Below are 14,298 nucleotides of genomic sequence, written 5' to 3'. Positions count from 1 at the left end.
CCGCGGAACGACTTCCACAATTTAGGAGTGCCGTGACACGCCGCCTCTTCACTTCCGAATCGGTCACGGAAGGCCACCCGGACAAGATCGCTGACCAGATCAGCGATGGCATTCTCGACGCCCTGCTCGCCGAGGACCCACGCAGCCGCGTCGCCGTGGAGACCCTGATCACCACCGGTCAGGTGCACATCGCGGGCGAGGTGACCACCAAGGCGTACGCCGACATCCCGACCATCGTCCGCCGGACCATCCTCGACATCGGCTACGACTCGTCCAAGAAGGGCTTCGACGGCGCGTCCTGCGGCGTCAGCGTCTCCATCGGCGCCCAGTCCGAGGACATCGCGCAGGGCGTCGACAACGCCTTCGAGCTGCGTACCGGGGCGTCGGAGAGCGCGCTGGACGCGCAGGGCGCCGGCGACCAGGGCATGATGTTCGGCTTCGCCTGCTCCGAGACGCCGGAGCTGATGCCGCTGCCCATCGCACTGGCGCACCGGCTGGCCCGGCGGCTCTCCCAGGTCCGCAAGGACGGCACGGTCCCGTACCTGCGGCCCGACGGCAAGACCCAGGTCACCATCGAGTACGAGGGGCTGCGCCCCGTCCGGCTCAACACGGTGGTCGTCTCCAGCCAGCACGCCGCGGACATCTCGCTGGACTCGCTGCTCGCCCCCGACGTGCGCGAGCACGTCATCGCCCCGGAGCTGGAGAGCCTCGGGCTGGACACCGACGGCTACCGGCTGCTGGTCAACCCGACCGGCCGGTTCGAGATCGGCGGGCCGATGGGCGACGCCGGCCTGACCGGACGCAAGATCATCGTCGACACGTACGGCGGCTACGCCCGTCACGGCGGCGGCGCGTTCTCCGGCAAGGACCCGTCGAAGGTGGACCGCTCGGCGGCGTACGCGACGCGCTGGGTGGCCAAGAACGTGGTCGCCGCCGGCCTGGCCGAGCGGTGCGAGGTCCAGGTCGCGTACGCGATCGGCAAGGCCCACCCGGTCAGCCTCTTCGTCGAGACGTTCGGCACCGAGACCGTGCCGGTCGCCTCGATCGAGAAGGCCGTCTCCGAGGTCTTCGACCTGCGCCCGGCCGCCATCATCCGGGACCTCAACCTGCTCCGCCCGATCTACCAGCAGACCGCCGCCTACGGCCACTTCGGCCGGGAGCTGCCGGACCTGACCTGGGAGAGCACCGACCGGGCCGCCGACCTCAAGTCGGCCGCGGGAGCCTGACCGGCGCCAGGCGCAGCGACCGGCGACCCGCGGACGGGTCGCCGGTCGCTCGCGTCTGCGTCGACGTCCCCCTGGCCCACCTGGACCGGCCGTTCGACTACCTCGTCCCGGCCGAGCTGGACGCCGACGCCGTCCCCGGCGTGCGCGTGAAGGTCCGCTTCGCGGGGCAGCTCGTCGACGGCTGGCTGCTGGAGCGGGCCGACGACTCGGGGCACACCGGCCGGCTGGCGTACCTGGAGAAGGTCGTCTCGCCCGAGCCGGTGCTCGCGCCGGAGGTCGCCCGGCTGGCCCGGGCGGTCGCGGACCGCTACGCCGGCAGCCTCGCCGACGTGCTCCGCCTCGCGGTCCCGCCCCGGCACGCCCGGGTCGAGAAGGACGTCCGCGCCCGCGCCGCCGCCCCCGACGAAGCCCCCGCCGCGCCGGACGGAGAACCGGCCGCGCCGGACGGAGAACCGGCCGCGCCGGACGTGGCCTCCGCCGTACCGGACGTGGCCTCCGCCGTACCGGACGTGGCCTCCGCCGGGCCGGACGCGGCCTCCGCCGGGCCGGCCGGAGACCCGCCCGTCCACGGAGACCCCGACCTGTCGGACGCGGGCCCCGCCGGGGTGGGCGTCGCCGCACCGGCGGGGGTTCCGGGCGGACAGCGGTCCGACCGGGCCCCGGCCGCCCCGCCGGCCGGCCCCGGTCCCGACGCGTGGCGGGACTACCCGGCCGGGCCGGCCATGCTCCGGGCGCTCGCCGACGGGCGGTCCCCCCGGGCGGTCTGGTCCGCGCTGCCCGGGGAGGACTGGCCCGCCCGCTACGCCGAGGCCGTCGCCGCCACCGTGGCCGGCGGCCGGGGCGCGGTGGTGGTCGTCGCCGACAACCGCGACCTGGACCGCCTCGACGCGGCCCTGCACGACGCCCTGGGCCCGGGGCGGCACGTCTGCCTCTCCGCCGCGCTCGGCCCCGCCCGGCGCTACCGGGCGTTCCTCGCGGCCCGGCGCGGCGACGCGGCGGTGGTGGTCGGCACCAGGGCCGCGATGTTCGCCCCGGTCGCCCGCCTCGGGCTGGTGGCGATCTGGGACGACGGCGACGACCTGCACGCCGAGCCCCGGGCCCCCTATCCGCACGCCCGGGAGGTGCTGCTCACCCGCGCCCAGCTCGGTGACGCCGCAGCCCTGGTGGGCGGGTACACCCGCACCGCCGAGGCACAGCTGCTGGTGGAGACCGGGTGGGCCCGTGAGGTGGTGGCCGACCGGGCCACCGTCCGGGCCCGGATGCCGGCGATCGCGCCCACCGGCGACGACCCGCAGCTGGCCCGGGACCCCGGGGCGGCCACCGCCCGGCTGCCCAGCCTCGCCTGGACCACCGCCCGGGAGGCGCTCCGGGCCGACCTGCCGGTGCTGGTCCAGGTGCCCCGCCGCGGCTACCTGCCCTCGGTGGCCTGCGCCGAGTGCCGCACCCCGGCCCGGTGCGCGCACTGCGCCGGGCCGCTCGCGCTGCCCTCCGCCGAGGGCACCCCCGCCTGCCGCTGGTGCGGCCGGGTCGCCGCCGCGTACGCCTGCCCGGAGTGCGGCGGACGGCGGCTGCGCGCCTCCGTCACCGGCGCCCGGCGCACCGCCGAGGAGCTGGGCCGGGCCTTCCCCGGCGTGCCGGTGCGCACCTCCGGGCGGGAGGAGGTGCTGGCCGCGGTCCCGGGCGGCGCCGGCCTGGTCATCGCCACCCCGGGCGCCGAGCCGGTCGCCGAGGGCGGCTTCGGGGCCGTGCTGCTGCTCGACTCGTGGGCCCTGCTCACCCGGGCCGACCTGCGGGCGGGGGAGGAGGCGCTGCGCCGCTGGCTGGCGGCCGCCGCGCTGGCCCGGCCCGCCTCCGCCGGCGGTCGGGTGGTGGTCGTCGCCGACGGGGCCCTCGCCCCCGTGCAGGCGCTGCTGCGCTGGGACGCCGGCTGGTTCGCCGCCCGGGAGCTGGCCGAGCGGCGGGAGCTGGGCTTCCCGCCGGCGGTGCGGATGGCCAGCGTCACCGGCGCGCCGGCCGCGGTCGCCGACCTGCTGGCCGAGGCCCGGCTGCCGGCGGAGGCCGAGCTGCTCGGGCCGGTGCCGGCCGACGGGGAGCGGGAGCGGATGCTGGTCCGGGTCCCCCGGGCCCGGGCCGCCGCGCTGGCCGGCGCGCTGCACTCGGCGGCCGGGGTGCGCACCGCCCGCAAGGCCGCCGACCCGGTCCGACTCCAGGTCGACCCGCTGGCTCTCTTCTGACCGGCGGCCCGGGTGCTCCGGGGCCGGTCCCACCGCCCGGCCTGGCCCGTCGTCGCACGCCGTGTCCGGCGGTGCGTCGGCAGGCGGGTGATAGCATCGCCCGTCATGCCGGGGCGTACGACGGCTCCAGGTCACAGCGCGGCGCCAGACGCGCCGAGCTGGAGGCGCAGGATCGCGCGACGATGGCGGGAGCGCGTCGGTTCGGCGCGATGTCGATGATGTCAAACAGCCGGTGATCAGGGGTGGACCAGTCGTGACCGTTCGTCAGTCGATCGTCTTCAATGGTGACCTCGGCAGCGGCAAGAGCACCGTCTCCGTGGAGATCGCCGAGCGGCTCGGCCTGCGCCGGGTCAGCGTCGGTGACCTCTACCGCCAGATGGCGCAGGAGCGGCAGATGACCGCGCTCCAGCTCAACCTGCACGCGGAGCTGGACCAGGCCGTCGACGGCTACGTCGACCAGCTCCAGCGGGACATCGCGGCCTCGGGCGAGCGGCTGGTCATGGACTCCCGGCTGGCCTGGCACTTCTTCACGGACGCGCTCAAGGTGCACATGATCACCGAGCCGGGCGAGGCGGCCCGACGGGTGCTCGCCCGCCCCTCCGGCCCGGCCGAGAGCTACGCCTCCATGGAGGAGGCCAAAGCCAAGTTGCGCGAGCGAAGCGAGAGCGAGCGGGGCCGGTTCATCGTCCGGTACGGGGTGGACAAGGCCCGGCTGCGCAACTACGACCTGATCTGCGACACCACCCGCGCCCCGGCCGCCGAGGTCATCGAGCACATCATCGACGCGTACGAGGGCCGGCTCTGCGCCGACGTGCTGCGCGACGCGCCCCCGCTGCTGCTGCTCGACCCGGCCCGGGTCTACCCGACCGAGGACATCGCCCACCTGCGCGACCTGTGGGACTCGGAGTTCGTCGGCGAGGTGGCCGCGGCCGGCGACGAGGCGCTGGAGCCCCTGCGGATCGGCTACACCGGCGAGTACTTCTTCGTCGTCGACGGGCACCGCCGCCTCAGCGCCGCCCTGCAGAACGGCTTCCGCCTGGTGCCGGCCCGGCTCGTCGCCGAGGTGGACGAGCCGGTGGTCGGCGGGATGAGCGCGGTGGACTACTTCGCCGCCCAGGCCCGGCCCGGCCTGATCCACGACTGGGAGGCCGCCCACTCCATCGAGCTGCCGCTGCCCGAGCACGCCCTGCTGGGCGGCGACGCGGTCCTGGCCGGGGAACCGGGCACCGGCGTCTGAGCCGCCCGCTCCGTACCGCCGGGCACGGCAGCGGCGCCGCCGCCCGGGCTGGCCCTGGCCGCTCCGCCGCGGCACCGAGCCCCGGCCGCTCCTGCGCGGCTTCGAGAGCCCTTCCGTGACCATCGACACGGAACCGCCGGCACCGCGTCGCGGTACGCCGGCCGGGGCGGCCGGCGGCACTCCGTAGACTGGTACGGCACCAGTCCGCCCGCCGAAGGAGCCATGCCGAGTGACCGTCCAGCCCATCCGTCTGTTCGGGGATCCGGTGCTGCGCACGCCGGCCGATCCGGTGGTCGACTTCGACGTCGAGCTGCGCAAGCTCATCGCCGACCTGACCGACACGATGCGTGAGCAGAACGGCGCCGGCCTCGCCGCGCCGCAGCTCGGTGTGGGCCTGCGGGTGTTCACCTTCGACGTCGACGACGTGGTCGGCCATCTGGTCAACCCGGTGCTGGAGTTTCCCGACGAGGAGGAACAGGACGGCCCCGAGGGGTGCCTGTCGATCCCCGGCCTCTACTTCGACACCAAGCGCCGGCAGAACGTGATCGCCAAGGGCTTCAACGGCTACGGCGACCCGATGCAGATCGTCGGCACCGGTCTGATGGCGCGCTGCGTGCAGCACGAGACCGACCACCTCGACGGGGTGCTCTTCCTGGACCGGCTGGACCCGGCCGGGCGCAAGGAGGCGATGAAGGCGATCCGCCAGGCGGAGTGGTACGACCCGGCCGCCCCGCCGACGGTCAAGGTCAACCCGCACGTCGCCGGCAGCCCTTTCGGCCTGGGTCGGTGAGCCCGTGCGCGTGATCTTCGCCGGCACGCCGGCCGTCGCCGTTCCCGCCCTGGCCGCCGTGGCGGCCTCCCGCCACGAGCTGGTCGCCGTGGTCACCCGGCCGGACGCCCCCGCGGGGCGCGGTCGCGGGCTGGTCCGTTCCCCGGTGGGGGCGTGGGCCGACGAGCACGGGATCGAGGTGCTCACCCCCGCCCGACCGCGTGAGCCGGAGTTCCAGGACCGGCTGCGCGAGCTGGCCCCCGACTGCGTCCCCGTGGTCGCCTACGGCGCGCTGGTGCCGCCGGCCGCCCTGGAGATCCCCCGCCACGGGTGGGTCAACCTGCACTTCTCGCTGCTGCCCGCCTGGCGCGGCGCCGCGCCCGTGCAGCACGCCGTGCTGCACGGCGACGAGCTGACCGGAGCGAGCGTGTTCCAACTTGAGGAGGGGCTGGACACCGGCCCGGTCTACGGCACCCTGACCGACGAGATCCGGCCGGCCGACACGTCCGGCGACCTGTTGGAGCGGCTGGCCCACTCCGGCGCCGGCCTGCTGGTGGCCGTCCTCGACGCGATCGACGACGGCACCGCCCGCGCCGAGCAGCAGCCCGCCGACGGGGTGTCGCTGGCGCCGAAGCTGACCGTGGAGGACGCCCGGGTGCGCTGGTCCGATCCCGCCTTCGCCGTGGACCGGCGGATCCGGGCCTGCACCCCGGCGCCCGGCCCCTGGACGACGTTCCGGGGGGAGCGCGTCAAGCTGGGCCCGGTCACCCCGGTGCCCGATGGCCCGGAGTTGAAGCCGGGCGAGCTGCTGGTGGAGAAGTCCCGGGTGCTGGCCGGCACGGCCACCACCCCGGTGCGGCTCGGCGAGGTCCGGGCGGCAGGCAAGCGGGCGATGCCCGCGACCGACTGGGCGCGGGGCGTCCGGGTCGCCGCAGGGGAGGAACTCGCGTGACCGGCCCTTCGGAACGACCCTCGGGCGACCGCTTCTCCGCCGAACGCGGCGACCGGTCCGGCGGTGACCGGCTCGGCGGCGAGCGGTCCGGCGGCGAACGGTCCGGCGGCGAGCGGTTCGGCGGGCGCGGCGAGCGTCCCTCGGGCGGTCAGCGCGGCGAGCGGCCGGCGCGGGGTGGCCAGTGGGGTGCGCGGGGCGGCGGTGACCGCCGCGACGGCGGCCGGCGCCCGGCGCGTCCGGCGGTGGACCTGCCCCGCCAGGCGGCCTACGAGGCGGTCGCGGCGGTGCACCGCGACGACGCGTACGCGAACCTGGTGCTCCCGTCACTCCTGCGCGACGCGGGGCTGGTCGGCCGGGACGCCGCCTTCGCCACCGAGCTGACCTACGGCACGCTGCGCCACCTCGGCACCCTCGACGCGATCCTCAGCGACGCCGCCGGGCGGGACGTGCAGCGCATCGATCCGCCGGTGCGCGACGCGCTGCGGCTCGGGGCGTACCAACTCCTGCACACGCGGGTGCCGGCGCACGCCGCGGTCTCCTCGACGGTCGACCTGGTCCGGGCGGTGGGTCCCGGCGCGACGGGCTTCGCCAACGCGGTGCTGCGCGAGGTCGCCGGCCGGGACGCCGACGCCTGGGTCGCCAAGCTGGCCCCGTCGGCGGAGAGCGACCCGATCGGGCACCTCGCCCTGGCGTACAGCCATCCGCAGTGGATCGTGCGGGCCTTCGCCGAGGCGCTCGGCGGCGACCTCGGCGAGACCACCCGGCTGCTCATCGAGGACAACGAGCGCCCGCCGGTGCACCTGTGCGCCCGGCCGGGGCTGGCCGACGCGGCGGAACTGGCCGACCAGGTCGGCGGCGCGCCGGGGGCCTTCTCCCCGTACGCGGTCTATCTCTCCGGCGGGGCGCCCGGCGACCTGCCGGCGCTCGCCCAGGGGCGGGCCCATGTGCAGGACGAGGGCTCCCAGCTGGTGGCCAACGCCCTGGCGGTGGCTCCGCTCGACGGCCCGGACGGGCGCTGGCTGGACCTGTGCGCCGGCCCGGGCGGCAAGTCCGGCCTGCTCGGTGCCCTCGCCGCCCAGCGGGAGGCGCGGCTGACCGCGGTCGAGGTCTCCGAGCACCGGGCCCGGCTGGTCGAGCAGGCCACCCGGGGCCTGCCGGTGACCGTGCTGAACATCGACGGCCGGACCGTCGGCGCGGACCCGAAGCTGCCGGAGGCGCACTTCGACCGGGTGCTCGTCGACGCGCCCTGCACGGGGCTGGGGTCGCTGCGCCGCCGGCCGGAGTCCCGCTGGCGGCGCCAGCCCTCGGACCTGCCGCCGCTGACCCGGTTGCAGCGCGAGCTGCTCGCCGCGGCGCTGCGCGCGACCCGTCCGGGCGGGCTGGTCGCCTACGTGACGTGCTCCCCGCACACCGTGGAGACGCACGTGACGGTCACCGAGGCGGCCCGCCGCTCAGGGGTGCCGGTCGACTTCGTCGACGCCCGGCCGCTGCTGCCGGCGGGCATGCCCGGTCTCGGCGACGGGCCGACGGTGCAGCTCTGGCCGCACCGGCACGGCACCGACGCGATGTTCCTCGCGATGCTCCGCCGCACCTAGGCGGGGCACGGGACGCACCGGCCGGCCCCGATCGGGGGTCCGGCCCGGCGACGCCCGGGTCCGCACCGGCGCACGACGCGCCGGGGCCGGCCCGGGCGCGCGTCTTTTCGCTGTCCCCACAACCCGCTCCGAGGTGGCATCATGTCGTCACCTATCGAGGAGCGTCCATGAAACGAAGAATCCTGACCGCTGGTCTCGCGCTCGCCGTCCTCACCGGCGGCGCGGCGACGCTGACCGTCGCGCCCGCGTCGGCGGCCCCGGCGCCGGCCGCCGGAGCGCTCGCGCCCGCCGCGCAGTCCCTGGCCGCGCCGGACGTCGCCGTGGCCAACGTCCAGGGCCACCTCACGCAGTTCCAGACCATCGCCACCCAGAACGGCGGCAACCGGCGCGCCGGCAGCGCCGGCTACACGGCCTCCCTCACGTACGTCAAGACGAGGCTCCAGGCGGTCGGGTACACGGTGACCGAGCAGGTCTGCACCGACTGCACGTACCGGTCGAACAACCTGATCGCCGAGTGGCCGGGCGGCCCCGCCGACCAGGTCGTCATGTTCGGCGCGCACCTCGACGGCGTCTCCGCCGGCCCGGGCATCAACGACAACGCCTCCGGCTCGTCAGTGCTGCTGGAGAACGCGCTGGTGCTGGCCCAGCAGAACCCGACGATGACCAAGCGGGTCCGGTTCGCCTGGTGGACCGACGAGGAGCAGGGCCTCAACGGCTCGGACTTCTACGTCCGTTCCCTCAGCGCCACCCAGCGGGGCTACATCAAGGGCTACTACAACTTCGACATGGTGGGCTCCACCAACGGCGGCTACTTCATCAACCGGATCACCTCCACCACCGCCGCGCCGCTGAAGGCGTACTGGGACTCGCTGAACATCCAGCCCGAGGAGAACCTCGAGGGCCAGGGACGCTCCGACGACTACTCGTTCCAGCAGGCCGGCATCCAGACCTCCGGGTACGCCTCGGGCGCCAGCGCCCGGAAGACCTCGGCGCAGGCCGCCAAGTGGGGCGGCACGTCCGGCTCGGCGTACGACCCGTGCTACCACCGGTCCTGCGACACCACCTCGAACGTCAGCGCCACGGTGCTCAACCGCAGCGCCGACGGGGTCGCGTACGCCATCTGGCAGCTCGCCGTGGGCACGGCGACCAACGACTTCTCCCTCGCGGTGGCCCCGACGTCTGGTTCGGTGCAGCGCGGCGCGTCGACCACGGCGACGGTCTCCACGGCCACCACCGCCGGCACCGCCCAGACGGTCGGCCTCTCGGCGACCGGCGCCCCGGCGGGCGTCACCGTGTCGTTCAGCCCGTCGTCGGTCACCTCCGGCGGCTCCGCCACCATGACGCTCAGCGCGTCGGCCTCGGCCCCGGCGGGCACATACACCGTCACGGTCACCGGCGCGGGCTCGGGCGGCGTCTCGCGCTCCGCCAGCTACACGCTGACCGTCGGTGGGGGCGGCGGTTGTGCCGGTGGGCAGGTGGTCGGCAACGGCGGGTTCGAGAGCGGGACGTCGCCGTGGACGGCGTCGTCGGGCGTGATCACCAACGACGCCGGCCAGCCGGCGCGCTCGGGTTCGTACAAGGCGTGGCTGCTGGGGTACGGCGCGACGCGCACGGACACGCTGTCGCAGTCGGTGACGATCCCGGCGGGCTGTGCCAGCTACACGCTGTCGTTCTGGCTGCACGTCGACACGGCGGAGACGTCGTCGAGCACGGCGTACGACCGGTTGGTGGTGCAGGTGGGGACCGCGACGCTGGCGACGTACTCGAACCTGAACGCGGCGGCGGGTTACGTGCAGCGGTCGTTCAACGTGGCCGGGTACGCGGGGCAGACGGTGACGCTGAAGTTCACCGGCACGGAGGACTCCTCGTTGCAGACCAGCTTCGTCGTCGACGACGTGACGCTCCAGGCCAGCTAGGCCGCCAGGGGTCGGGGCGGCCGTCCGGGGTGGCCGCCCCGCTCAGGTGACCGGCAGGCCCTTCGTGCCGGCGCCCTTCATCGACCTGGTGAGGTTGCGGTCGCTGACCCACAGGAAGCACTGCACGCCCCGGTTGCCGTTGCGCCACTCCCGCTCGAAGGGGTGGTAGTAGATCGAGCCGGCCCGGTACTGCAGGTCGCCGTTGTCCGGCACCCTGGCGTACTTCGCGATCAGCGTCCGGCACGCCCGGTGCACCTTCAGGTTGTCCCGCCTGAAGGCGTCGTAGGTGGTGTCGGGGGCCTGCCAGACGCCGACGAACTCGGCGCGGTGCCTGCTGGTGCAGGGCACCGGCACCATCTCCCGCACGTCGTCGGCCCGCACCTTCGGGTTGAAGCAGCGGTGGGCGAGCGGGGCGGCGCCGGTCAGCGCGCCCTTCAGGCTGCCCGTCCGGGCCTTCGGGCTGGCCTCGTCGAGGCTGGTCTGCTCGCTCAGGTCGCAGCGGAACCAGCGGGCGCCGCCGCCCCACGCCTGCGGCGACGGCAGCACGACGCTCAGCCCGAGCCGACCGGAACGCCAGTCGCCGCCGACCACCTCGCCGACCTTCGTGTCGCACTCGGCGCGGGCGACGCGCATGCCGGCCGAGCCGGCCGGCGGGGGCGTCGCGCGGTCGGCCGCCGCCCCGGTCAGCGTGCCGACGTGCACCGTCTCGGTGCGGTGCGACAGGGCGCAGTCGAGGGGGTGGTAGGCGGTGAGATAGCCGACGTCCTGCACACCGGCGTGGCACACCCCGGCGGCGGGGACGAACGCCTGCGGCGCGGCGGGCGCCGGCCAGTCGTCGGTCAGGTCACGGTCGGTGCCGGCCGGGGCGCCGCAACCGGCGAGCGCCAGGGCCGCCACCGCGCCCACCGTGGCCGCCGTCCACCACCGTCGCATCCCGACCTCCCGCCGTTCGTGGGCCGCACCCGGCGGCGGCCAGCGCGGCGGTCCCGCCGGCGCAGGGGCGGGCCGGACAACGCCACGGTGCGGCAGCATACGGCACCCGCGCTCAGCTCGCGGGGCGTGCGGCTGACGTCACCGTCCCTGATGGAGTCTCGCCGCGTCGCCGCCGTCCGGCCATTCACGGACGGCCCTTCGTCCGGTTCCGCCGCGCCGGGAGGACCAATTCTGCACCACTGGTCACCGCCGGGTCACCGGGTGTCCCGGTGGGTGGCGCGCTGCGGGCGGCAATCGGCGACGTTCGTACACTGGCCCGGTGACCGTACCGCCGCCGATCGTCGCGCCCAGCATCCTCGCCGCCGATTTCGCCCGCCTCGCCGAGGAGGTCCGCGCCGTCGAGAACGCCGCGGACTGGCTGCACGTGGATGTCATGGACAACCACTTCGTGCCCAACCTGACCATCGGGCTGCCCGTGGTGCAGAGCCTGCGGGCCGCCACCGAGCTGCCCTTCGACGTGCACCTGATGATCGAGGACCCGCGCCGGTGGGCGCCCGGTTACGCCGACGCCGGGGCGTACAACGTCACCTTCCACGCCGAGGCGTGCGACGACCCGGTGGCCCTGGCCAAGGACCTGCGCTCCGCGGGGGCCAAGGCCGGGCTGGCGATCGACCGGGACACCCCGATCGAGCCGTACCTCGAGCTGCTGCCGAGCTTCGACACGCTGCTGATCATGACCATCAAGGCCGGCTTCGGCGGGCAGCGGTTCATCCCGCAGCTGCTCGACAAGGTGCGGACGGCCCGCCGGCACGTCGACGCCGGGCACCTCGAACTGCGCATCGAGGTCGACGGGGGCATCGCCGCCGACACCATCGCCCAGGCGTCCGAGGCGGGGGCCGACGCGTTCGTCGCCGGCACCGCCGTCTACGGCGCCGACGACCCCGCCGAGGCCGTGCGGAAGCTGCGGGCACTCGCGGAGCGCGCCGCCCCCGGGGCCTGACGTGGAACCGGGCGGCGAGCACCAGGACGTCATCCTCGTCGTCGACGACGACGAGGACATCGCGCGCTTCGTCGAGTTCAACCTCCGGCTGCACGGCTTCGAGGTGATCCACGCCAGCGACGGGCAGGAGGCGCTCGAGGTCATCGAGCGCCAGCGCCCCGACCTGGCCGTGGTCGACCTGATGATGCCGCGGATCGACGGGCTGGAGCTGACCCGGCGGCTGCGCGCCGACCCGATGACCTCGGCCCTGCCGGTGATCATGCTGACCGCCAAGGGCATGACGGTGGACAAGGTGCACGGGCTCAGCGCCGGCGCCGACGACTACCTCGTCAAGCCCTTCGACACCGCCGAGCTGGTCGCCCGGGTCAGCTCCACGCTGCGCCGCAACAAGGAGTTCCGCGAGGTCTCGCCGCTGACCGGGCTGCCCGGCAACAGCCGGATCCGCCGGGAGATCTCCGACCGCGTCCGCAGCGGGGTCGACTACGCCGTCGGCTACATCGACATCGACCGGTTCAAGAGCGTCAACGACCGGTACGGCTTCGTCCGCGGCGACGACTTCATCTCCGCCCTGGCCCGCAGCCTGCACCGGGCGGTGGTCTCGGTGGGGCTGCCGCCGGCCTTCCTGGGCCACGTCGGCGGGGACGACTTCGTCATCGTCTGCGCCCCGGAGCAGGTCCGGCCGCTCACCTCCCGGGTCTCCGCCGACTTCGAGAAGGCCGCCGACTCGCTCTACGACCCGGTCGACGCCGCGCGCGGCTACGTGGAGCTGAAGGACCGCCGGGGCAACATCCGGCGCGCCGCCCTGGTCACCCTCTCGATCGGCGTCTCCCTCTCCGACTCCGGCAAGCGGTTCACCGACCCGTTGGAGGCGATCGCGGTCGCCTCCGAGATGAAGACGGTGGCCAAGAGCCAGCCCGGCTCGTACGTGGCGGTGGACCGGCGGCGCGGGGTTACCTGATTCGTGCGCTGTTGCTGTGAACTACCACGCCCGGGTGGCGCGACCCCCCGTCCGGCGTGTAACACTTCCCGTGTACCCACCACGCGCTGGCGGGACTCGGTGTAATTCCGAACCGGCGGTGATCCACGGTGTGACCGTGGTAAGCCCGCGACCCGGTCGGCCTCGTGCCGCCCGGTGGACCTGGTGAGAATCCGGGGCCGACGGTTGGGAGCGGGCAGACCCCGCCCCCAGACAGTCCGGATGGGAGACAGCGCGCGGGACGGACGGGCCCTGCCCGGCCGCTGACCTCAGCGTGCCGTGCGCGCCCCCCGGGGCGGCTCCGCCGTACCCGGACCTCCGCCGCCGCACGCTCGCGGCCCCATGCCGTTGCCTCCCGTGACCGCCCGCGCGTCGACCGGCGAGTGAGAGGGCAGGGCATGGCCGGCGTCTCCGTCGACGAGGCGATGCGTCGCGCGGTGGAACTCGCCGCGCGCGGTCTCGGCACGACCAGCCCCAACCCGGTGGTCGGCTGCGTGCTGCTCGACGCCGACGGGCAGGTGGTCGGCGAGGGGTTCCACGCCTACGCCGGAGGGCCGCACGCCGAGATCGTCGCCCTCGCCCAGGCGGGGGAGCGGGCGCGCGGCGGCACCGCCGTGGTCACCCTTGAACCCTGCGACCACACCGGCCGCACCGGCCCCTGCAGCACCGCGCTGGTGCGCGCCGGCGTCGCCCGGGTCGTCATCGCCGTGCCCGACCCCAATCCGCTCGCCACCGGGGGCGCCGCCACGCTGCGCGCCGCCGGGATCCAGGTGGACACGGGGGTACGCGCGTACGAGGCGGAGGCCGGCAACGTCGCCTGGCTGACCTCGATGCGCCGGGGCTGGCCGTACGTCATCTGGAAGTTCGCCGCGACGCTGGACGGCCGGTCGGCGGCGGCCGACGGCACCAGCATGTGGATCACCTCCGAGGCCGCCCGGATGGACGTGCACGCGCTGCGCGGCACCGTCGACGCGGTGCTCGCCGGGGTGGGCACGGTCCTCGCCGACGACCCCCGGCTCACCGCCCGCAACCTGCGCGACGGCACGCTCGCCATCCGGCAGCCGCTGCGGGTGGTCGTGGACACCGACGGGCGTACGCCGGCCGACGCCCGGGTCCGCGACGGCGCGGCCCGCACGTGGATCGCCACCGCGGCGGAGGTCGGCGCCGGGCCCGACGGCCGGGTCGACCTGCCGGCGCTGCTCGCCGCGCTGCACGGGCGCGGGGTCCGCGCCGCGCTGCTGGAGGGCGGCCCGAAGCTGGCCGGCGCCTTCCTGGCCGCCGGCCTGGTCGACAAGATCGTCGGCTACGTCGCGCCCCGGCTGCTCGGCGCCGGCCCGACCGCCCTGGTCGACGCCGGTGTGAACACCATCGCCGAGGCCATCGACCTGGAGTACGTCGACGTTACGCAGGTCGGACCCGACCTGCGGATCACCGCGCTGCCCCGGAAGAGGGAGGGCTGA

Annotated in this window: 11 protein-coding genes; 10 read left to right on the top strand and 1 reads right to left on the bottom strand. The window is 75.3% G+C overall.

All coding sequences use genetic code 11. The features are described from left to right. The first annotated feature begins 32 nt into the window (after positions 1–32). The 7 genes from metK to AB0G13_RS12075 all read left to right on the top strand — a co-directional run bounded on the left by metK (position 33) and on the right by AB0G13_RS12075 (position 9,929). The gene (gene metK, locus AB0G13_RS12105) at positions 33–1,226 is read left to right on the top strand and encodes a methionine adenosyltransferase (RefSeq protein WP_357872570.1); all 1,194 of its coding nucleotides are present in this window, start codon (positions 33–35) and stop codon (positions 1,224–1,226) included. A gap of 71 nt (positions 1,227–1,297) precedes the next feature. Beyond that, positions 1,298–3,460, top strand: a complete 2,163-nt coding sequence (locus AB0G13_RS12100) for a primosomal protein N' (RefSeq protein ID WP_357872624.1) — start codon at positions 1,298–1,300, stop codon at positions 3,458–3,460. A gap of 253 nt (positions 3,461–3,713) precedes the next feature. Next, positions 3,714–4,697 carry an AAA family ATPase gene (locus tag AB0G13_RS12095; RefSeq protein WP_357872568.1) on the top strand — a complete coding sequence of 328 codons (984 nt, stop codon included), beginning with the start codon at positions 3,714–3,716 and terminating at the stop codon, positions 4,695–4,697. A 229-nt stretch (positions 4,698–4,926) separates the two neighbouring features. Further along, positions 4,927–5,487, top strand: a complete 561-nt coding sequence (gene def / locus AB0G13_RS12090) for a peptide deformylase (protein WP_357872565.1) — start codon at positions 4,927–4,929, stop codon at positions 5,485–5,487. A gap of 4 nt (positions 5,488–5,491) precedes the next feature. Beyond that, positions 5,492–6,418 (top strand): methionyl-tRNA formyltransferase, encoded by a 927-nt coding sequence (fmt, locus tag AB0G13_RS12085; protein ID WP_357872563.1) that lies wholly within the window; start codon positions 5,492–5,494, stop codon positions 6,416–6,418. A 242-nt stretch (positions 6,419–6,660) separates the two neighbouring features. Next, positions 6,661–8,013, top strand: coding sequence for a transcription antitermination factor NusB (locus tag AB0G13_RS12080; RefSeq protein WP_357872621.1), 1,353 nt, complete (start codon positions 6,661–6,663; stop codon positions 8,011–8,013). Between the two features lie 167 nt (positions 8,014–8,180). Next, positions 8,181–9,929 carry a M28 family peptidase gene (locus tag AB0G13_RS12075; RefSeq protein WP_357872559.1) on the top strand — a complete coding sequence of 583 codons (1,749 nt, stop codon included), beginning with the start codon at positions 8,181–8,183 and terminating at the stop codon, positions 9,927–9,929. A 42-nt stretch (positions 9,930–9,971) separates the two neighbouring features. On the opposite strand, the gene AB0G13_RS12070 is transcribed toward AB0G13_RS12075, so the two are convergent. Then, on the bottom strand, positions 9,972–10,862 hold the full coding sequence (locus AB0G13_RS12070) for a septum formation family protein (protein WP_357872557.1): 891 nt from the start codon (positions 10,860–10,862) through the stop codon (positions 9,972–9,974). Positions 10,863–11,181: 319 nt separating this feature from the next. Between AB0G13_RS12070 and rpe the strand changes: the two genes are divergently transcribed. The 3 genes from rpe (at position 11,182) to ribD (ending at position 14,298) form a co-directional block, all read left to right on the top strand. Next, on the top strand, positions 11,182–11,862 hold the full coding sequence (gene rpe, locus AB0G13_RS12065; RefSeq protein ID WP_121395207.1) for a ribulose-phosphate 3-epimerase: 681 nt from the start codon (positions 11,182–11,184) through the stop codon (positions 11,860–11,862). Position 11,863: 1 nt separating this feature from the next. Beyond that, complete coding sequence (locus AB0G13_RS12060; RefSeq protein ID WP_357872553.1) at positions 11,864–12,820, top strand: response regulator; 957 nt, start codon at positions 11,864–11,866, stop codon at positions 12,818–12,820. Positions 12,821–13,236: 416 nt separating this feature from the next. Continuing rightward, positions 13,237–14,298 carry a bifunctional diaminohydroxyphosphoribosylaminopyrimidine deaminase/5-amino-6-(5-phosphoribosylamino)uracil reductase RibD gene (gene ribD / locus AB0G13_RS12055; protein WP_357872551.1) on the top strand — a complete coding sequence of 354 codons (1,062 nt, stop codon included), beginning with the start codon at positions 13,237–13,239 and terminating at the stop codon, positions 14,296–14,298.

Origin of the sequence: Micromonospora sp. NPDC023633, assembly GCF_040640035.1 — a bacterium.
Lineage (GTDB): Bacteria > Actinomycetota > Actinomycetes > Mycobacteriales > Micromonosporaceae > Micromonospora.
This window is presented reverse-complemented; position numbering and strand designations above follow the sequence as displayed.